Below are 20,491 nucleotides of genomic sequence, written 5' to 3' on the forward strand. Positions count from 1 at the left end.
ACTCCATTGAAATCGTGCTGACCGGTGCAGACAAGCCGGCGTTACTCGTAGTTGCTGAAGCGGGACATCGGCGGCGGCGGCGGCGGCAGCGGCGTGTAGCCCGGCACCCCGGCGCGGAACGCCGACACGAGGCCGTTGTCGACGGTCGACAGGCCCTTGAGCGTCAGCTGCATCATGACTCGCGTCGCCGAGTTCTGCTGTCCCGACGAATTGATACCGTTCGCAACCCGTTGCACCCCGACCCCGAGCGCCCAGCAGTCCGCGTCGTATTGTAAGCCGACCAGACCGTCGACCACGCGATCGCCGGCGAGGTCGTAGTTGAAGCGGCCGATCGCATACAGGCGGCGCGTGAGCGGCCATTGCGCGGACACCAGGAACTGGTTGATCGGCTGGTTGTCGAGCGTGGTGTTCGATCGCGTGTAGCGGTAGCCGACGTTGATCACGCGGCGCTCGCCCGGGCTGTAGCCGAAACCGACGCTCGATTTCACGAGCTGGTTGTTGTTCTGGTTGTACTGGAACGCCGTCTCCGACATGAAGCCCGAGCCGAGCTTCAGCGCGGCGCCGACGATCAGGTCAGAGTGGCGCGCCAGCACGGCGCTCTGCCCAGGCGTCAGCGTGACGCGCTGATCGGCGAAGTAGTACTGCTGCGCGATCACGAAACGCGCGCGCTCGTCGCCGGTGCGCGGGTCGATGAAGCGCGACGTGAGGCCGGCCGTGATCCGGTTCGCGTCGGCGATCCGGTCGTTGCCGACGAACGTGTTCGGCTGGTAGATCTCCGCGAGGCCGAAGTCCGACTCCGCGGTGTCGAACAGCGGCGCGTTCGACTGGTCGCGATACGGCGTGTACACATAGTACAGGCGCGGCTCGAGGGTCTGGATGAAGTCCTGGCCGAACAGGCGTACCGAGCGGTCGAAGATCAGGCCCGAATCGAAGCTCACGGTCGGGATCGACTCGGTGAAGCGCTTCGGATTGTTCGGCGTGCTCGACGACAGGTAGTTCAGGTCGTACGACGCAAGATGGTACTGGACCTTCGGCACGGCGAAGTAGCCGGGGCCGTATACGCCGTACGCGATGTACGGGTTGAAGACGATCCGGTCGCCCTGGGTCGCATCGGCCGTCGTGATGCGGAATCGCGAATAGTCGGCTTCCGCGCCGAAGTCGAAGCCGCCGACGTTGTACTTCGTGTACTTCACGTTCAACTGCGGCTCGCGGCTGTAAGGCGCGATCGACGGCGGCAGCGTCTGCCAGTGCTGGTAGCGCGCGAGCACCGACCACGGGCCGTTGTTGTACGTGAGACCGGCCTCCTGCTGGTACAACGTCTGGGTCCCGTTGATGAACTGGTTCATCGAACCCAGTTGCTCGGGATACAGGTTGTCCGAGACCTTGTTGTAATAGACGTAGCCGCCGAAGCCGCCGCCGAAGTTCTGCTGGTGCTGCCAGTAGATCGCGTAGCGGTTGCGGTGCTCGAGCCGGTCACTCGGCAGGTAATTCGCCGTAAACGTGCCCGAGTACGTCGGCGACAGGTAGCGGAACGTCCCCTCCATCATCACGCCGCGCCGCGAGATGATGCGCGGCGTGAGCGTCAGGTCGCGGTTCGGCGCGATGTTGAAGTAGTACGGCAGCGTCAGCTCGAAGCCGTTGTTCGAGTTCACCGCGAACGTCGGCGGCAGCAGGCCGCTGCGCCGCTCGCCCGAAAGCGGGAACGTCATCCACGGGCTCGCGAAGATCGGCACGCCCTGGAAGAACAGCACGCCGTTGCGCGCGGTGCCTTCGTCGGCACCCGTATCGAAGTCGAAGCGGCTGCCCTTGATGTACCACGCGGGGTTCGTCGAGCACTGGCACGCGGTGTAGGTGCCGTTGACGAACACCGAGCGCTCGTTGTCGACCATGTCGACGCGTTCCGCGCTGCCCGAGCCGCCCGTCACGTTGAAGTGATACTTCGGCGCCGTCATGAAGCCCTGGTTCGCCTCGATCTTCAGGTGCGCCTCGGGGCCCGCGAACGACGTGCCGGCATTGTTGATCCTGACCTGGCCGTACGCATCGGCCATGTCGGTATCCTGATCGTAGTGGATCGCGTTGGCCTTCACGACGGCGTCACCGCGCCGCAGCTCGGCCGAACCCTTCGCGGCGAGATCCTGCTCGGCCGTGCCGCTCGTGTGGTCGGCGATCACGAACGCGGCCGGCTTCGCGCCGTCCTTCAGCGGATGATCCTCGAGCTGGGGCGCGAGACGCAGATCCCACGGCGAGTCGAGCGGCTGCGGCTGCGCGGCCGCGCCCGACAGCTGCGCGTACGACACGGCCGGCACGAGGCCGGGCACGGCCAGGAGTGCGAGCGCGAGCCGCCGTTTGCGCGGCGCCCCGTCACCGGGGAAAACATTCGGGAATAGCGGTTTGGGCGGCATCTATCGTTTGGCGAATCGCCCCTTGTCAACCGCGCCGTCGCGGCACATGCGCGCGCGGCAGGCCGCACCGTCGCACCGCGACTGCGGCTGAGCGCAAACCGGGGAGGCGTTCGGGCGACCGCGCGACAGGCGGCGGGCCTGCACGGCGGAAAGCTGACGCGGGGCGCGTCAAAAAAGTCGTGGGGTATTATATGGCAATCAATGGCTAGTCAACACCCCACAAAAACCAAACCAAGCCATTGATTCTTAAAGCTTTTCATCTGCACCCCATTTTACACAGCCTCACTCAAAATCACTCCAAATCAGGCTTTTACACAGTTCATTTGTGTAAAAAGTGGGTAAAACACAGCAGCACAGAGCCAGCATTGTACACAACCTCAAACCCTTGCCCCACAAGGCAAAGCAGGACTTTCTAGCACGCCGTCCAGCTTTGGTCAGTGTCTCCCATAGGCAACCAGCCAAGAACCCCACCAGCAGCCATTTAACCAGTCTCAGCACCATCAAGAACAGCCAGCAAAGCCAGTCTGTATAAGCCTTTGCCTTTGTAGTGAGTAAACATCACTCACTACAAAAACAAAGGGTTTGACAAAACATGAAAATAATGCTCGACAAACACATATTACTTATGATAATATGCTCAACATCATAACAACAGGAGATATTATGACGAAAAGCTTATCACTAGCAGATGCAATCAAGAATCATCTAGCAAAAAGCACTAATGATAGAAATGTTGAGCAAGCTATAACTACTCTATCATCAATGCTTTTCAATCTTCTGAACTGTCAACCACTATCAAACCATACTTTATTTAAAGATGGTTACATGGTTAACTTCAAAGATGAAAAGAAATACTCAGCCACAGAACTAGAAACCATCAATCAAATGGTTTCATCATATCTTCAAACAGTAAAATCAAAAAAACCATTTGAAGATGTTCTAAGTGATGCACTAGCATCACATCTATCTGGCTCATGGGGACAATACCTAACCCCAACAGACTTAGCAAAAAGTCTGTCAGAGTTCCAAATCATTAGTTACTTAAATTCCATCAAAGAATCTCACAGCAAAAAGCAACCATACAGAATTGGTGATATTTGTGGTTGTGGTGCTGGCTCACTCTTAATGGCTACACTAGGCACTATCTATAATCACTCACCTGAACTTCTAAGCTGCATTAGTGTGACAGGTGTTGATTTAGATGAAACCATGTGTAAGCTCACAGCCTCACAACTAGCCTTTAACTGCATTATTCACAATATTGATATATTCAATATTGAAGTACATCACTGCCATGCAATCACCGAATATGGAGTTAAAGACAACACAAGTATTTTTGTTTTTGATAGAAAAATAGAAAAGCCAATCAATAACCTTTTCAAATTCCTAGATGCAATACATGAACGTTATTACAAAAAAGCAGCTTAAAAGGAGAGTTTATGAACTTTCATGAAAAATTATCAATTGAAACATCTTACTTAAATTCACTTCAAACGATTGGATTCATTGATAAGTGGACTTATGTTGATGAAAATGACCCACCAACTGATATTTGCATAGAATTTAACTTCCACAATGGAACTGAAGGATTTGACCATGAAGGATATGGAACTATCATATATTATTCATCTGCATCACTTTTGAATGATGAGTGCCTTTTTAAATATTTAGGAAAATCAACATTTATAAAGGCATTCCTACATCAATGTAGAGAAAAGCAATCCATTCTGGCTGAAAAGCAAGTGTTTGAAAAATTATTGAATGAGATACAAAACAAACCAAAGGCAAGAAAATATCTGTAACTCTTATCAAGGCTAGACTAAACATCTAGCCTTTTTCTATTCCAGTAGCATTTGATTTTGCTTTTGAAGTTGCTTTTGACTTCCACTTGAATAATTATGATTAACTAAAACCTTGACACCTTGAAGCACTCGCTTTTTCTTCTTTTCAATGAGTGCAATCAATTCTTCTTTGTTTTCATCTACATCTTTAATCATATCATTCTTAAACATCTTGAAAAATGATTTGATTAAAGTTGCAGAACTACATTTTATTCTAACACCAACAAATCTTTTGCTTTTTTCCTTCTTGTAGTTTTCCACTTCTGCATAGATGGCTTCAACTTCATCACACCAACCATCATCAATAAAAGCAAATAAATTATTTTCTTCTAAACACACTTGAAGCCAGATAGGTAAATCAAATTTACTGATGTTTCTAGCCAAGAACCTAAACTTAGTAAGACAGCTACTTATCCCACCAAATTGAATCCCTCTAATTGCATTGAAACTTCTCATTGCACAATTTTTTAGTGTATTCAATTCAGACTTGCCAAGATTTGAAAAATCAATATCTGGATTATAGTATGTTACAGCCTTTGTTATGTACTTAAAGATATAATTAGCCCCACTAGTAGCATTAGCCAACTCTTTATTTTGAGTGGTAAAAGCACCTTTTTTCATGTTGCCTTTATCATCTAATAAATTAGGAAAATGCAACACAAAGGCACTTTTTAATTTATCTAGATGATTTTGTTTGTGATACACCAAGATATGAAAATGAAAGCAGCCATCTTGATGCACTTCTGAAACTTTCACATACATAATATTAATTCCAGACTTACTCAATATCGCTCTTACATTGTTGAATCTTTTGTTGACATCTCTTGCACTCTCATCTATTGCAGTACCATCATAAGAGTTACTGCCTTTGATTGGATTTGGGTGATACTGAGGTAAAACAGTGAGAGTTACAAAACTCCACATCATGCCATTTTTCTGAGCTAATTTATCCATAGTTCTAGATAAGTTGACTTTTTCAGCTAAATCCATTTCATGAGTCTTAACACAATTTTTAAGCTCAATCATTTCACCACTTTGACCCAATACAAAATTAGACTCAATGAATTTAATCTGAGCTTTCATATTGTTGATGTATTCATGCAATACAGTATCACAACAATACATCCTTCCATTCTTTCCAGCCAATAGAAGAAGTGATTGAGCATGAGCCATGAGCTTTTTTCTTTTTTTGTTTAGCACTCTATAAGTAGTATGCCAATCAACCACATCACTATTATTGCTTTTGTTAGCTTGTAGCTCATAACCTTCTTTTTGAAAAGAATACTCTTTGAGTTGCTTTCTACTGCATTCCATCAGCCACAAGTCAAACTTAGTAATCTTTTCAAAATAAAGCTTTACAGCTACTCGATACCTAGAATAATCACCACCATAGTAGCGAGCCACAGTCCTATCAATCTCAGCATGAAATACTGATGGTGTGAACTGATGTAAGCCTTTTTTGCATAACTCAGCAAATATTGACTCATCATCATAGTTGATGCTGCTCTTTTTATGTTTGCCTAATCTATACTTCTTGTGAATATCATCTTTTATTTCATCAACACTTCTATAATATAGTGTTGACCTAAATATAGCTATCTTTTCATTGTATTCCCTCTCGATAGAAGCCACTTGAAAATCATAGCCACCTAAATAAAAGTGCTGGCTAGCAGCCATATACTCTTGATTGACTGAAATTTTTCTAAGCCACTTAATATCTTCAATCTTTTGTTTCTCAACAAGACTCACTTGATATTCAATTACATCATTTAATATAATATCACTATTGACTTTATCTAAGTCTTTGTTTAAACTTATATTCATACTAACCTCTTGTAAATTATTATTCCACATCTTTCAGATAATTTGCACATATATTCCTTATATGGTTATTATGTAGTTGAGCATTAAATCTGACCAATTTAGTGCTTGTTCTTTTGAAAACATTGTTTTACTCATATTTGAAGCCACCTTAAACAAGTGGCTTTTTTTTCGCCTACATTTTTATAATAGGTATTATTTATAAAAAGTCAACAGCAACCCACAGCAACATAAATATATTTGTACAAATGTATTGACATATCACTTTATTTTATTATATTTAATAGTGTATATATAGGATATATCAATGACAAATACAAAACACTTGCACACAACAATTGATTCAACATTAAAGATTGCACTTGATATTGAATCAGCTATGGCTCAAATGCCACTTAATAAATATCTAGAAATGATTCTCTATAAAAGAAAGGATATTCCAGAAGTAGCACAACTCATTTCAGATTCATCAGAACAATTAACATATAACATGGAGAAAACAAAAAATGACATTTAAGAAAAAATCATTTACTCAAAAGTTTGTCAAGTTTAACAATGCTTTTGACAAAGAAACCAATGCTAGTCATGGGATTATTTTTACATTCCCAAGTGATGATGGTGGTGATGAAAGTCTCTACCTTTTCATACCAAAGTCACTTGTGTTTGATGGTCAGTACATCAACAAGTGGTTCTTAGAGGAAAAGATTATTCCCACTTTCAAGCAAGAAAATGAAATCACAATTGATTTACCTTCTTTTTATAGTGATTGTGATAATGCCAAAAATACTGAGCTTACATTCAAAGCAGAACAAAGAAAGAATGCAAAAGCTAAACCAACTTCAACAACTGAATCAACCACTAGTGAGGCTTAATATGGATACAAAAATATTTATGTCAAACATCACAATGCTATCAAACATAGCAAAAGAAACAGGTGATGATGAAGCAGTAAAAGCCTTTTCTCGATTCCTTGCTAACCACATATTTGAATTATTAGACGATACTTATTTTGATTATGTCTCTCAGAAGCTAAACACAGAGGTCACTGAAAAGCAATTTATTGAAGCAACAATTGCTGCTTCCACCCATGCAGTTATTCAACTTCTATTGGACAAGAAGCTTGGATTTAGTTTCTCAAAAACTGAGGTATCACTAAAAGATATACTAAGAGGGAAAAAATGAACAATGACACCAAGCAATTTAAGCAAAAACAAATCAACACTGGTGAAATGCTAACCAGCTACATAAGAAACACTAGAATCTTACTAGCTAGCTTATTCATCGGTATAGTAGTAGCCCTGTTTTACATTCTAACCCATCATGTCTAAGAGGAATAAATGTTCAAAGATGAAAAAGATATGATTGAGTTTGCAAAGATTGATAAAAAAGAAATTTCTGGTTATCCAAAAAATCACTCTTTTATCAATCTTTGCAAATCATTCACACATACACACAATGCGTTCATTTTCAAAAGTGAGGAATTTTTGCTAAATGACTCTATGAAACAAACAATAGATAAAGGTATAAACCTATGGAAAAACTTGAAACACAAAATATTATCACAAACAAAGTAATCAGTAGATTTTCTAAACATCAAACTGAATTAGTTAAGTGTGGCATCAACAAAAATGAATTATCACTAAAAGACAAGTGGCAAGCACTTCATTATAAATATGTAGAGCTTAATCAAATGCTTCACTTCTACATAGCACTAGAAGTTGATTCATCAATGCCACTTCAAATGCTCTATAAAGAATTAAAATTAATCGAGCCAACAATCATCATTGAGCTTACCAAGTTTCAAGGTTATTACCTCTATGAGCTTGATACCCCTGTTAGCTCAAAAATTGAATCCAGACAATATAACTACTATCAGTCTATTAGAGACTCATTGATTGAAAAGATTAAATTAGAAGCAGATTACACAAGCACTGTTGCTAGCCCACTTTCAGGCTTAGTAACTGTTTGTATAAATGACACTAGATATGATTTATCAGACCTTAAATAACTAATGGAGACATACAAATGAATCACAGCGCAATGAAAATTTTAAATCAAATATACACAAAGCTAACTGGTGATGTTGATGATGAGCAATCAGTAATTAACTATTTTCTACAAGCAAATGAATTGATGTTAGTTGAAATTGGAACAACTACAAGTGAAGTCTATGTTTTGATGGACTGCCCAAAGTCAACCACTTCAAGAGAATATTCACAGCTTATAAAGAACATCAATACTAATAGTCAGCAAGTCTATAAAAGCCTAGATTCATTTGTTGAAACTCACTCAGTTTCACTTCAAACCTATGCCCAAAATTTATTATTTGAGCATGTTTGTGGTAATCCACATTACAGCAATAGAAGCAACAACAGATTTTAAATACAAATATAAGGATAGATATGGAAGGAAGATTACCAAGATTCAGAATTGCAAGCTATAAGCTATTGAATAGATTTTTTGAGTCAAATGATTACAAACAATACCATCTTTACAGACTTCAATTTGCAACTTATGTGTTGCATGTTTGCTCAAAATACAGACTCAAAATATTAGGTCAATCAACAACAACATATCTTGATTCCATCAATTTAATCTACTCTATGCTTGGCTATCAATTGGTACAGGGTGACTTTTATGTTGAGGATATTGATAAAGATGCAACATTCAAAATCATTAAGGTTGATGGAACAGAGGTACTTATTCCAAATTATGAGCTTCAAAATACACTACACAACATTATATTTTATAGCAAATCTGAAATAGAACCAGTTCTTGAAAAACTAAATCTTGAATTATCAATCAGCACATGCATTAAAGCAACAAGCACAATAAAAACAAAAATATGAGAATAAATATGAAAACAATAATAACAATACTTTTACTAGCAGTTAGTTCAACTGCATTTGCACAAGCAGATAGCACAAATCTACCTGGCTTGGGTGTATCAGTGGCATTACAAACAGGTGCAGAAGCTGGCCCACTTCCAGACATAGCAGCATTAGACCCAAACACTGTCTATACAGAAACCCAAGTTCAAGCTTGCCCTAGCACTGGTGGTAATGGCTATGGCTACTATCCAAATGGTTCAGTTCCTACTGATGGCAGTGATACCACTCAGCAAATCAATGGTGGTGTGGTGTATGACCAAACAGTCACAACAGATAGATTTGGCACTACTACTTATAGTGGCTGGACTGAGGTTAATTTTTTATGCACTGCTATACCAGTGCCCCCACATTGTCCAACTGGTCAAACTCAAATAGCCACCCCATCATGGGATTGGAATACTAACCAATGGACAGGTTTGCAATGTCAAGCACCTACAAGGGTTTGTCAGTATCAGCCAAACTATCAAACAGGTGTTAACAATGGAAATCAAAGCTATATCTCTTATGTCACTGATAACAATGACCCAAGAAAATATGTCTCTCTTATGTGGAATGGTACACAGTACCCACCAGTTGAAATGGGTTTAGTTCCCACTTCATCATTCCAAGGCTCACAAGGTATTGTGCAAGGTTTAGGTTTTGATTATGGAGCTACAACACCAAGTTTAACTTTTGTTGCCAGAGGTTCAAACCAGACAACTAATTACTATCCAGTATGCAAAATCAATTAATTAAAATAACAAAGGAGACTTTATGCAATTCAAACTTAAAAAGAACAAACTCAGCGAAGAAAGCTCATCAATGGAGCAATTATTCAAAACCACAACTCAACCATCAGTTGAAGTGAATCACAATATTTCACATCAAGGACTTATTGATGAAAATGATGATTATGATGAAGATGATGAGCTTGAATCTACATTTGGTCACTACTCTGAATCTGTTGAAACAAGTATTCTACATTGCATCAAAAGAGTTGATTCTGAAATTGCACTTTGCAATAAAAAATTAAATGACAATCCAGAATATAAATTAAACAATGATACATTCCATTTCCTTCTTAGAATGTTCATTGATTTTACTAGTGAATGCTTTGATAAATTAATGAGCTATCTCTATGTCGTATTTGTCACTTTGCTAACAGCACCATTTACCTTGGTTCTCATAATTGGTGAATTATTGTCAAGGAAAGCTCTAAGACTTCACTACAAAAACAAACTCCAAAAACTACAACAACAAAAGGAAAAATATGAAGAACAATTACAAAAGTGAATCCATTGAAATACAAGATATTTCACCTGAGCAAAGTCAACTAATAACCATCTACTTATCAGATAGACCAAGTAATGCAACCACATTCAAAGCAGTCAATGGGTTTGACTCTAAGTGGACTTACAGACTTTCACTCATTATGTTGCTTGCTGCTACCTGCACTTACACATTTAGCAACCACAAGTATTTAGGTGATTATGCATGGTTCTTCTCAACATTTTTCTATTTCACTTGTCTAACATATTCGCTTTTTGTAATCGCAAAACCTGAATATGTTAGAAAAGTTATGCAGTTAGAATGTCTAGCAATTCCAATCATTACAATTTCAACTATCTTTTTTCACAACCATGAAGTAATGCAATCAGCAGTTGCCATCATTTTAAGCATTGGATTATTTAACTGGTTGTACAGTAGAGCAGCAAAAGAACAAGAAAAGATTTATCAAGTAAAATAATAATATAGGTATAAATATGATAACAATAATAAAAAGGCAATTCCCAATACTCATCTTATTGCTAGTCTTTCTAGCCTCATTTAGTGCAAATGCACAATCAGCCCTACCAAATATCTTCACACCAGTTGATGGTGATAAGTTTATGGTGATTCTTAAATCATTATTCGGTGGCTTGATTAATGGTGATTCTTCTAGTGATGTTTTTTCAAGCATTATGGAAATGTGGAATGGTGCAGTAGCCACATTAGGAGGAATCTACCTCACATACACAATATTCACTAGTGTAACCATGACAGCACATGATGGTGAAGCACTAGGAAAAGAATTTCACTCTTTCTGGGTTCCAGTTAGAAGTGCATTAGGTGGTGCTTTGATACTTCCAGTTATCAATGGCTACTCACCAATTCAATATGTCATTATTTGGTGTGCAATGCAAGGTGTTGGTTTAGCTGATGCTGTTTGGAGTAAATTTGTATCAGTTCCAGCACTTTCACAAATTTCAACAGTTAGCTTTAATAATCCAGATGTGACTAAGCTAGCTAAGGACATATTAAAAGCACAAATGTGCAATGTTGCACTTAATACCATCTACTCAAAAAATCCCTCATTAGTTGGAGGAGATGGAGCAGTGAATTTTGGAGTATCCAAAGACACTAGCTATTTTAATATGTCAACAACAATAGGCTTAAATGGTGTGACACCTGTTACAACTTATAGATTTGGCAATGCCAATAATAGTAATGGTATTTCACCTGATTATTGTGGCTCAGTTGTAATAAAGCCTTATGACACTACAAACTCAGCCTCAGTGAGTCAAAGTCTAGGTGATAACTTAGGAATCACTGGACAATTTACAGCTAGTGCAGTTGATTCAATCAATCAAGCTCAACAACAAGCAGTTGACCAAATGATATCTACTTCTCAATCAATTGCTAGTAATGCAGTGCAAATGATTGATGGTAGTGGAGGATTGACACAAGCAAATAGAGACCAAATTCAGTCACAAGTTAATTCAATGATTAATAGCTACAATGACACAGTTAGAAAAGCAGCTTCATCTACCTATAACAATGCTCACCCATTTGCAGATGTTTCAAAATCAGCCTCACAAGATGGCTTTGCACTAGCTGGTGCATGGTTTCTTCAATTGTCTCTCATGCAAGATAGAGCACAAGCAGCTATATCATCAACACCTGAATCATCATCTATTGATAAATTACCTTCCAGTCTATCAGATGAACTATCTGATAAATACATGACTGCCTTTCAAGATTTAACAGGTGGTTCACTTGCAAATGGTGACTATGGAGTTGAAAAGCAAACTGAAATTGGTGGCTTTATGGGTTGGGTAAAAAGTGGCTTTGATTTACAAAAACCAATTCAAGCAATTGGAAGCTCACTCACTAATTTTGCTATTCAAGATAATGAGAATCCAATCATGCAAATGAGAAGATTAGGAGATTGGATTTTCACTACCATGATAGCTGTAACTGCTGGTGCTATATGGGTAGGCAAATTTGCAGCACTAAAAATGATACTTATGTCACCAATAGTAATAATGTTATTTATATTAGGATTTACATTATCTTATGTGTTGCCATACACACCATTTTTGATGTGGTTTGGTATGGATTTAGCTTTAATAGGAACAATTGTAGGTGCTGTAATTGTAGGCCCATTATGGATAGTTACACTCTTAATTCCTCATGGAAATGCACTTTTAGGAAGCACAAGCAATGGTGCAAAAATGCTACTCAGTCTTACATTAAGACCAGTTCTTATGATATTTGGCTTGGCTACATCAATTGTAATTTTAAATGTGATGAGTCAATTTTTAAATACTATTTACACTAATATTTTTTCAATGTCACAAGCAGGAGGAACATCAATAAGTGCAGTCATTGGAATATTAGCTGAACCACTTTTATACATGCTAACAATGTTTGTTCTTATTAAACATACATTGTCATACATGCATAAGTTTGCAGATGAATTACTCAGTTGGATTGGTGGTTCTAGTGGTGGCTATGGTGAATCAAGTGAAAAAATTGCTGCTGCTGGTGTGATTGCTACATCACAAACAACCAATGCAGCCAACACAGCAAGTAACATTGCTAATCGCTCAAAAACTGGTTCAAAAGGTGTAAATGATTTTGCTGATTCAATGGAAGATTCATTCACAACTTCAAGCGAAAAGAAAGGCTCAGGTGGTGAAAGTTCTGCAATGAGTGAAGCACAAAATAAATTTTCAGAGAGAAAAATTGATGATTCACTAGCCAATATTTCTGATGCTTCTAGTGAACTAGGTGAGGCATTTAAAGACTCATCGTTAGTTGCCAGTCAGCCAAATAATGAGGAGAAAAAAAATGATGTTCAAGGCTTTGAGGCACTTGTAAATGAATCACACAATGCACTAGGAGGCTCACATACAGAAGCAGGAAAAGAATACTCAACTACCCTAGCTTCTGCTATCAGAAATGACCCCTTCATGTCTAAATCTGACATGGTAAAAGCTTCAAACTCTGCAACAATTTCTTCATTTGATACAGCCTATTCTTCTGGTGCAAGTGCAATTGCTAAAAGCATAGCAACCAAAGAAAATGGCTCAATTTCAAGAACAAGTTTAGGCAAAACTGGTGAAATTTATCAATCAGTTTCTAGCCAACTTGGTAAGCAAAACATGAGTAAGAGTGAGATAAAAGACACTCTAAAACAAATTAATTCTAATGCACTACAAGCACATCAGATTGATTCATCAACACCCATGCAAACCCATCTAAATAATTCAATAGATGAAACACTTAGCCAATCAAAAGCAGAGTAAAAAATACAAGCCACTAGCAAAAAACTAGTGGCTCTTTTTATGTCCTTCACACCCAAATAAAAAGTGTACATCAACAAAGGCTATTTTTTAGCAGACAAGACGCTGATACTTTCAGTATCAGCAAAGTTGGGGAACCTTGCTAGGGCAAGGTTTTTATGTTTGTACATTGAGTGTACAAACTTATGTACAAAATAAATTTTTGTACATTGACAAACCAAACAAAATCAATATATTAGTTAATGTACAAGTACATTTATTACCAAGTCTTATTTTTATACAAGCAAATAGTAAATGTATTTGTACACAAATCTATCTCACAATAACAATAAAAACAAGAGGAGAAATTTATGAATACTCAAAGATTAAGTGTTGATGTTTTACCCTATATGATGAAAGCCATCGAGCAAAAAATGCTCAAAGATGGACAGTCAAAAAGAGCATTAGTTGAAGAAGCATTAGACCAATATTTAAACCTCAGTGGCAAAAAAGACCCAATAAAAAACATTGAGGAAAGTATCAATTTGCTATCACTTGGCAACCAAGATATTAATCAAATGAAAGATGATTTGGCAAAATATAAGGAAGCACTTTACACATTAAATTCAAACATGAGAGCAGTAATTGATGCAGTAAAGTCAATCTCACCACAACAAAAAAATTAATTTTTGTGAGGTGATTTTATGGAAAAAGAACGAGTTTATAAACTGAGGTCCAGAAAGACAGACAATCAACTTTCACCAGAACAATATAGAACTTATCTTGATGATTTTTTAATTTATTTTTCTGTTTCATCAATGATTTTACTATTAACTAGTGGCTATGTTTTGCAAGATATTATGCACTATCCACTACTAGAATCTGTCAAAACTTTACTCACAAAACCACAAATTTTAAAGGCTAGTGGTGAGTATAAATCTGTCACAACTGCGATTGGAACTTACATAAGTGCCATAGCTTCTTTGTCATGGTTTGTAGCTGATAAGATAAACAAACCAAGCAATCTTGTTGAAATAAAAAAAGATGGCTCAAATTATTATGTTAGAAATGATGGACTAGAAGAATATAAAAAGTATCAAGGTGACACTAGCAAAGGTATTGTCATTTTAGAAAAAGATACTGATGGAGTTGATTTAGTTCTTGATAACAAAACAGCAGAACTTGGCTTTTTTGTTGTTGGTGAAGCTGGCTCAGGTAAAACAGTCTTCATCAAAAGATTCTTAGAGCATTGGGTAAATATGTTAGAAAAATGTATCTTGCATGACCCAAAACTAGAATTTATTGAGGACTTGCTAAATGCAAATGTACCAGTTGTTTTGATTGCCCCTTGGATTGGTCAGTCAAAAGTTATTGACTATGCAAAATTAATCTGGACAGATAATGATGCAAAAAGAGATTTACTAATCAATCTTTTTGTGTATTCATTTGCTGGTTTTCCAAATCCAAAGAAACCTGACTTTTTCAAAGATGGTGCAGTGAATGTCTTAATTGCAATCACTAGAAAAGTAGTCGATAAATTTAAAGACAAATGGTCAATTTCAGATTGGATGGATACATTTTTAGAAAATCAACAAGTAGCAAAATTAAAGAAGTTAGTTGATGAGTTTTACCCTCAAATTTCTTACTTGATTGATGAGACAAACCCAAAAACAACAATGTCTATTTTAGCATCAACAGTTTCAACAGTTGTGAAACTTAAAATGCTAGCAGACTTATGGCAATACAATACTAAATATTTTGACATTAAAGAATGGATATATGCCAAGAAACCAAAGTATCAATTTGTAGCACTGGCTAATCATCAGACCTATGGTGATATTGCTAGTTCAGTTATTGCTAGTTTTGTGAACATCACTTCCAAACTAGTTCTAGACCCTGAATATAAGAAAGCCTATGAAACTGATAAATTATCAGGAATCCATTACACACTTGATGAGTTTAATTCATTTGGTAGATACATAGATGTAGTGAATTTTAAGAATCTTCCAGACTTAGGCAGAAGTGCAGGCATTAGAACTGAATTGTTTCAACAAAGATATGGTCAAATTGACCTGCCCCCCGCGTTTAGTACGGTGACGGTGTAGAGTCCGTTCCAGAGAGGAACGGCAATGAAAAAGCGATTCACTGAAGAACAAATCATCGGCATCTTGAAGGAAGCCGAAGCTGGCTTGAAGCCGGCGGAGTTGTGCCGCAAGTACGGCATCTCGGAAGCGACCTACTACAACTGGAAAGCGAAGTTCGGCGGGATGACGGTCTCCGATGCGCAGCGCCTGAAGGAACTGGAGCAGGAGAACAACAAGCTCAAGCGCCTGTTGGCCGAATCAATGCTCGACAACGCCGCGCTGAAGGACCTGCTGGCTCGAAAGTAGCAAGCCCGCAGGCCAAGCGCGAAGCGGTCCGGATATTGATGACCGAACGCGCCATGGGGGTTACCCGGGCCTGCGGGCTGGTAGGGATTTCGCGCTCGCTGTTCCACTACGAATCACGCCGCCGAGTTGACGACGAAGCGCTGACTGGCCGGATGATGGCCATCGCCGCGCAGAAGCGCCGCTACGGTTATCGCCGGATTCACGTGCTGTTGCAGCGGGATGGTTGCTTCGCCAACCACAAGCGCATCTGGCGCCTGTACAGCAAGGCGGGACTGAGCGTGCGCAAGCGGCGACGCAAGCGTATTGCGGCTGTCGAGCGCACGCCGCTGCCGTTACCAACAGGCCCGAATCAGAGCTGGTCGATGGACTTCGTTTCTGACGGGCTGGCCTATGGTCGGCGGTTTCGATGCCTGAACGTGGTCGACGACTACACGCGCGAGTGCTTGGCCATCGAGGTCGATACTTCGCTGCCGGGCTTACGAGTGCAGCAAGTGCTCGAGCGGCTCAAGGAGATGCGAGGCTTACCCGCATCCATCACGGTCGACAACGGGCCGGAGTTCGCTGGTAAGGTGCTGGATGCATGGGCCTACGAAGCCGGTGTCACGCTGTCGTTCATTCGGCCTGGCAAGCCGGTGGAAAATGCCTATATCGAGAGCTTCAACGGGCGGTTCCGAGATGAATGCCTGAACGAGCACTGGTTCGTGTCAATGCGCCACGCCAAGCGGCTGATTGAGGAATGGCGTATCGAGTACAACACCGAGCGGCCTCATAGTTCGCTCGGTTATCTGACACCCGTGCAGTTCGCCCGGGCGCACGATGCAAAGCAACAGTTTTTAACCTCGGACTCTAACTGCAGTCCGGACTAAAACCGGGGGCAGGTCAAAATGAGTGAATCAATACCAGGGGACACTGAGCTACAAAGAGACTTTGTAGGTGCATTTCAAAATAAGCCACTATGCAGACCATCAGACAAAGACTTTGATGTTATAAAGAATAATATTGGCCCACACAATGAAATACATAGTGAAGTATCTCGCTCAGATAATTCACAAGGTCATAACATTACTTACAAAAAAGTTCCTAAGTCTGTTCCCTTTGAGCCTCATGTTCTACAAAATGACCTTGGCCCAATTCCTGCAAATGGCAAAGGTGTATATATCATGTTAAAAACTGTATCCAATCCAGTTGCAGCAAGAGTGTTAATTCCATTCAAACAATTTTGCAAGAAAAGAATTGAAAGACTAAAAAATGAGAAGAAATATAAAACATGGAATGTGAAATTTAATGAAGTTGTTGTTAATACTAAATTCAATGATGCCTATAAAGCATTATCTAAACTTCAATTAGAACTTGAAGACATTTTCAAAAACGAAACTATGTCAAAAGAAGAACAAGCAAAACTGGCTGAAAAGAAATCTATTGAACTTGAAACTCAGTATTCAAACATGGCTCAATTGATTGGCATGAATCAACAGCCTGAATCACAAACAAAAGAGCAAACCACTACTCATGAAACGCCAAAAGAGAAAGATGAAATCAAAGAAGCAATAGTTAAAGATTTAGCCCTAGATGCCATCGACTCAACTCACACACTTTCAACCATCAATCAAGGTGTTGAAGTGGCTCAGGCAGTTTTAAAAGATGACAATAGAAATGTTGATTTTCATTCAATTGAAGAATCCAAATCAACCACTGAATCAGTTAATACAAAAACAGAGCAACAACTTTATCAGGATTTTGATGACTTAGACTTATGAACTCAACCAATATTAAAAGTGAAAACTACTTCAAAAACAACACACTTGAAGATGAAAAAACAAAAGACTACTATAAGTCTAGTGACTCAGATATTGAATCAATAGGTATCTTAAAAGGTGGAATCAATAAAAAATTAAAGCTTCAAGAAAAAGAAGTCACCATGAAACAGTACAATAGAATGATGAATGGCTTCAATCCTAATGATGGTTCAAAGATGCTTAAAAATGCTGGAAATTGTAGGCATGGAGTGGACTACACTTTTACAGCACCAAAAGATGTTTCAATCATTTTTGCCCTAGCTGATGAGCAACATCAAAAGGAAATCCTAGATGTGTTTCACAAGGCTACTGCATCAGGCATGGAAGTAGTAGCCTCTAAAATGCAGTATAGAAATCAAAAAGGAAAAAAGAAATCTTTTGAAAGAGCAAGAGCAATTTCATACATTGAATTTACTCATCATTCAAACAGAAACAATGAAATGAATCTTCATGCACATGAAGTCACTCAACAATATGTGCAAGGTAAAGATGGTAAATTTTATTCAATGGAAGATAGCCAAGTAAGACAGGACTACAATGCACCTGAATCAGCATTTTTGAAATCTCTTGCACAAGGCATGAAGTCATTAGGTTATGAGTTAGAGCATGGTAAAGGTTATGCCATTAATATTAAAGGAATTGATGAATCTGTTAGAAAAGATTTTTCAACTAGAAGTGCTCAGATTGAAAAGTATCTAGCTGATAACCCTAATGCCTCAATTGAAGATGCTAAGACAAAAACTAGAAATGCTAAAAGCGAAATTTCAGTTGAAGAAAATGTGAAAAATTGGAAAAAAGATTTACTTGATAAACATGGCTTGTCTCAATCTAGCATTAAGAAGATGAGAACTTACAAAGATAATTCTCAACAATATTCAATTGAAGATGTTCTAAGAATCACTGCTGATAGAAAGAAGAAGGATAAACATTTATTCACTTCAAAAGATATTGACAACACTCTTAATATATTAGAAGGTTTTGACTCTAAAATTGATAGAATCTCACTTAGAAAAGAATTATTTACTAGTGAAACTATTGAGAAAACCAATGGCAAAAAATATGGAAATCAAGTTTTTGAGAATAAGGCTTATGTGACACCACAGCTTAAACAAGAGCATAAACTCAATAAAAACATACTCAACAAAGCTAACTTAGCAGTAGCCTCATATAAGTTAGGTAGCTTTGATAAGTCTGCTAAATTTGATGATGCTTACAAGAACTTCAAGAAAAAGCAGTCTAGCAGTAAAAAACCATCAGCCAATGTGCCTAGTTCTAGTGGTGGTGGTGTTCAACAAATTAGGGTGTCTCTTGCTCAGATTAGAAATTCACTCACTGACTTACTAGCTCAACTTCACTCATTGGGTGAATCTGAAAAATTATCTGTTCTATGCCAAATAGCTGAACTCAATAGACAGCTTACTAGCCAGATGGAGCAACTAGCCAAAGAAGAAGCTAAGGAAATTGAACAAAATATGAAGCAAACTAAAAATGTAGATATGGAGATTGAACGATAAATCAATGATGTATTTTTCTATGATACGATCTTTCAATCACACACTTTTGTTGTTGTGCTATACTAGTCTTGTTGGTTGATGAACAACCACACTTATCAATCACTCTATGGGGTTAGAAATGGCTGAATTGACTGTTGAGCAAATCAATGACTTGAAAATGAAGTTCCTCAATGGAACTGCTACCAGTGAAGAACTGGCACAGCTTTCAGCCATTGCCCAAAAGCAAGCAGAAGAAACCAAGAAGGTTGAAAGCTCTGCTAAGTCCATTGTGGACACCATCAAAAAGGCAAAGATTGCCCCTCAAATTCTCACCAATCTTCTTGCTAGTGAAGGTTTGATTGTTCTTCCCAAGCTGGAAGAAAAAACCATTGTTCATGTGTCACCTTGCAAGACCAAGACTGGCAATGACTCTGAGTTTGAAATTTGGGCATTCAGGGACTTGGTTAAAGCACAAGGCCCCACCAAAGAATATTGGCTGAATGTGTGGAAGTTGGGTAAAGATGAGTTTATCAAAGCTTTGAATGAAGATGGTCAAAAGCTCTTGAAAGATGACCCCAAGTTTGTTCAATGGATTGATAACATTTTCCAGAACACCAAAGCACCCAAGGCAAAAGCAACTCCTGTTGCTGCCACTACTGCATAAGCAACACCACACATTCACATTAAGGGACTCTTGTAGTCCCTTTTTTCATTATGAAAGAAATAATTGAAATGATTGTGACCTCACTTGAAAGTGCAGGTGTCAATCTGAATGGAAGAATGATTCTTACACCAGATGAAGCAAAATTGATTACTGGTATAAGTGTAGGACAACAAGCTAACCTTAGAAGTCAAAATAGACTTCCTTTTAGTTACTTGAAAAGTGGTGGAAAAATTGGAATCAGCATTGTTGCACTAGCTAAATGGATAGCTGGTGAACAAGAAGAATATGTGAAAGAAGAATTGAAGCCTATTTTCAATCAACCCATGCCAATTGGAGTGAAGAAAAATCAACTGAATAGGCTAGCAAAGAAAAATGAAAAAGGCAAGTTAAAAAGAGGTTGGTCAAATATGTTCATGGCTCAATTACAAGAAAGATTGAGCATTCTTCATGAGCATGATTACATTGATTCCATCATCAGCACCAATGTTAAGACCTCACCAAAAAATAGATTTTAATTTTTTGCCAGTCATTTGACTGGCTTTTTTATTTGTGATGCTCTACTTTGTATGATGCAATAACAACCAAAAGAAAAAAATGCACTTTCAATTGTATTTATAACAAATGATATTGTGTCTCTCATATCATTTGGTGTTATGAAATAAAGCAC

At 39.5% G+C, this 20,491-nt stretch carries 22 protein-coding genes; 20 read left to right on the forward strand and 2 right to left on the reverse strand.

The features are described 5' to 3' along the window. Positions 1-41: 41 nt before the first annotated feature. The gene (locus CFB41_RS14320) at positions 42-2,402 is read right to left on the reverse strand and encodes an LPS-assembly protein LptD (protein ID WP_089456892.1); all 2,361 of its coding nucleotides are present in this window, start codon (positions 2,400-2,402) and stop codon (positions 42-44) included. A 582-nt stretch (positions 2,403-2,984) separates the two neighbouring features. On the opposite strand from CFB41_RS14320, the gene CFB41_RS37380 reads away from it, so the two are divergent. After that, on the forward strand, positions 2,985-3,830 hold the full coding sequence (locus tag CFB41_RS37380) for an N-6 DNA methylase (protein WP_144029918.1): 846 nt from the start codon (positions 2,985-2,987) through the stop codon (positions 3,828-3,830). 11 nt (positions 3,831-3,841) lie between these two features. Further along, the gene (locus tag CFB41_RS37385; protein WP_144029919.1) at positions 3,842-4,204 is read left to right on the forward strand and encodes a hypothetical protein; all 363 of its coding nucleotides are present in this window, start codon (positions 3,842-3,844) and stop codon (positions 4,202-4,204) included. A gap of 36 nt (positions 4,205-4,240) precedes the next feature. On the opposite strand, the gene CFB41_RS14325 is transcribed toward CFB41_RS37385, so the two are convergent. Beyond that, positions 4,241-6,097 carry a replication endonuclease gene (locus CFB41_RS14325; protein ID WP_089457199.1) on the reverse strand — a complete coding sequence of 619 codons (1,857 nt, stop codon included), beginning with the start codon at positions 6,095-6,097 and terminating at the stop codon, positions 4,241-4,243. A gap of 274 nt (positions 6,098-6,371) precedes the next feature. On the opposite strand from CFB41_RS14325, the gene CFB41_RS37390 reads away from it, so the two are divergent. The 18 genes from CFB41_RS37390 to CFB41_RS37450 all read left to right on the forward strand — a co-directional run bounded on the left by CFB41_RS37390 (position 6,372) and on the right by CFB41_RS37450 (position 20,339). Then, positions 6,372-6,581, forward strand: coding sequence for a hypothetical protein (locus tag CFB41_RS37390; RefSeq protein WP_144029920.1), 210 nt, complete (start codon positions 6,372-6,374; stop codon positions 6,579-6,581). Further along, positions 6,571-6,936, forward strand: coding sequence for a hypothetical protein (locus CFB41_RS37395; RefSeq protein WP_144029921.1), 366 nt, complete (start codon positions 6,571-6,573; stop codon positions 6,934-6,936). The genes CFB41_RS37390 and CFB41_RS37395 overlap by 11 nt, the downstream gene beginning before the upstream one ends. Before the next feature lie 19 nt (positions 6,937-6,955). Continuing rightward, positions 6,956-7,246 (forward strand): hypothetical protein, encoded by a 291-nt coding sequence (locus CFB41_RS37400; protein ID WP_144029922.1) that lies wholly within the window; start codon positions 6,956-6,958, stop codon positions 7,244-7,246. Between the two features lie 155 nt (positions 7,247-7,401). Continuing rightward, complete coding sequence (locus CFB41_RS37405; protein ID WP_144029923.1) at positions 7,402-7,638, forward strand: hypothetical protein; 237 nt, start codon at positions 7,402-7,404, stop codon at positions 7,636-7,638. Further along, positions 7,596-8,072 carry a replication initiation protein gene (locus CFB41_RS14330; RefSeq protein ID WP_089456893.1) on the forward strand — a complete coding sequence of 159 codons (477 nt, stop codon included), beginning with the start codon at positions 7,596-7,598 and terminating at the stop codon, positions 8,070-8,072. The genes CFB41_RS37405 and CFB41_RS14330 overlap by 43 nt, the downstream gene beginning before the upstream one ends. 17 nt (positions 8,073-8,089) lie before the next feature. Then, complete coding sequence (locus CFB41_RS37410; protein ID WP_144029924.1) at positions 8,090-8,446, forward strand: hypothetical protein; 357 nt, start codon at positions 8,090-8,092, stop codon at positions 8,444-8,446. 20 nt (positions 8,447-8,466) lie between these two features. Beyond that, positions 8,467-8,913 carry a hypothetical protein gene (locus tag CFB41_RS37415; protein WP_144029925.1) on the forward strand — a complete coding sequence of 149 codons (447 nt, stop codon included), beginning with the start codon at positions 8,467-8,469 and terminating at the stop codon, positions 8,911-8,913. 8 nt (positions 8,914-8,921) lie between these two features. Further along, positions 8,922-9,686 carry a hypothetical protein gene (locus tag CFB41_RS37420; RefSeq protein ID WP_144029926.1) on the forward strand — a complete coding sequence of 255 codons (765 nt, stop codon included), beginning with the start codon at positions 8,922-8,924 and terminating at the stop codon, positions 9,684-9,686. Positions 9,687-9,708: 22 nt separating this feature from the next. Next, positions 9,709-10,227 (forward strand): hypothetical protein, encoded by a 519-nt coding sequence (locus tag CFB41_RS37425; protein ID WP_144029927.1) that lies wholly within the window; start codon positions 9,709-9,711, stop codon positions 10,225-10,227. After that, positions 10,205-10,681: a hypothetical protein gene (locus CFB41_RS37430; RefSeq protein WP_144029928.1), complete on the forward strand. Its 477-nt coding sequence runs from the start codon at positions 10,205-10,207 to the stop codon at positions 10,679-10,681. Before CFB41_RS37425 ends, CFB41_RS37430 begins: the two co-directional genes overlap by 23 nt. A 142-nt stretch (positions 10,682-10,823) precedes the next feature. Continuing rightward, positions 10,824-13,505, forward strand: coding sequence for a DotA/TraY family protein (locus CFB41_RS14335; RefSeq protein WP_179250045.1), 2,682 nt, complete (start codon positions 10,824-10,826; stop codon positions 13,503-13,505). A gap of 347 nt (positions 13,506-13,852) precedes the next feature. Beyond that, positions 13,853-14,167 carry a hypothetical protein gene (locus CFB41_RS37435; RefSeq protein ID WP_144029929.1) on the forward strand — a complete coding sequence of 105 codons (315 nt, stop codon included), beginning with the start codon at positions 13,853-13,855 and terminating at the stop codon, positions 14,165-14,167. A gap of 18 nt (positions 14,168-14,185) precedes the next feature. Then, positions 14,186-15,586 carry a type IV secretion system DNA-binding domain-containing protein gene (locus tag CFB41_RS14340; RefSeq protein WP_089457201.1) on the forward strand — a complete coding sequence of 467 codons (1,401 nt, stop codon included), beginning with the start codon at positions 14,186-14,188 and terminating at the stop codon, positions 15,584-15,586. A gap of 24 nt (positions 15,587-15,610) precedes the next feature. Then, positions 15,611-16,737 (forward strand): IS3 family transposase gene (locus tag CFB41_RS14345; RefSeq protein ID WP_089456894.1). Its coding sequence is split into 2 segments (ribosomal slippage): positions 15,611-15,851 and positions 15,851-16,737, totalling 1,128 coding nucleotides; the frame shifts between segments, so codons are not numbered across the junction. A gap of 18 nt (positions 16,738-16,755) precedes the next feature. Next, positions 16,756-17,628 (forward strand): hypothetical protein, encoded by an 873-nt coding sequence (locus CFB41_RS37440; protein WP_144029930.1) that lies wholly within the window; start codon positions 16,756-16,758, stop codon positions 17,626-17,628. Then, positions 17,625-19,181 carry a MobF family relaxase gene (gene mobF / locus CFB41_RS14350; protein WP_089457202.1) on the forward strand — a complete coding sequence of 519 codons (1,557 nt, stop codon included), beginning with the start codon at positions 17,625-17,627 and terminating at the stop codon, positions 19,179-19,181. The genes CFB41_RS37440 and mobF overlap by 4 nt, the downstream gene beginning before the upstream one ends. A 118-nt stretch (positions 19,182-19,299) precedes the next feature. Continuing rightward, the gene (locus CFB41_RS37445) at positions 19,300-19,824 is read left to right on the forward strand and encodes a hypothetical protein (RefSeq protein WP_144029931.1); all 525 of its coding nucleotides are present in this window, start codon (positions 19,300-19,302) and stop codon (positions 19,822-19,824) included. A 68-nt stretch (positions 19,825-19,892) separates the two neighbouring features. Next, positions 19,893-20,339 carry a hypothetical protein gene (locus tag CFB41_RS37450; protein ID WP_144029932.1) on the forward strand — a complete coding sequence of 149 codons (447 nt, stop codon included), beginning with the start codon at positions 19,893-19,895 and terminating at the stop codon, positions 20,337-20,339. Positions 20,340-20,491 lie beyond the last annotated feature (152 nt).

It is taken from the genome of Burkholderia sp. AU33803, assembly GCF_002223095.1.
In the GTDB taxonomy this organism is placed as follows: domain Bacteria; phylum Pseudomonadota; class Gammaproteobacteria; order Burkholderiales; family Burkholderiaceae; genus Burkholderia.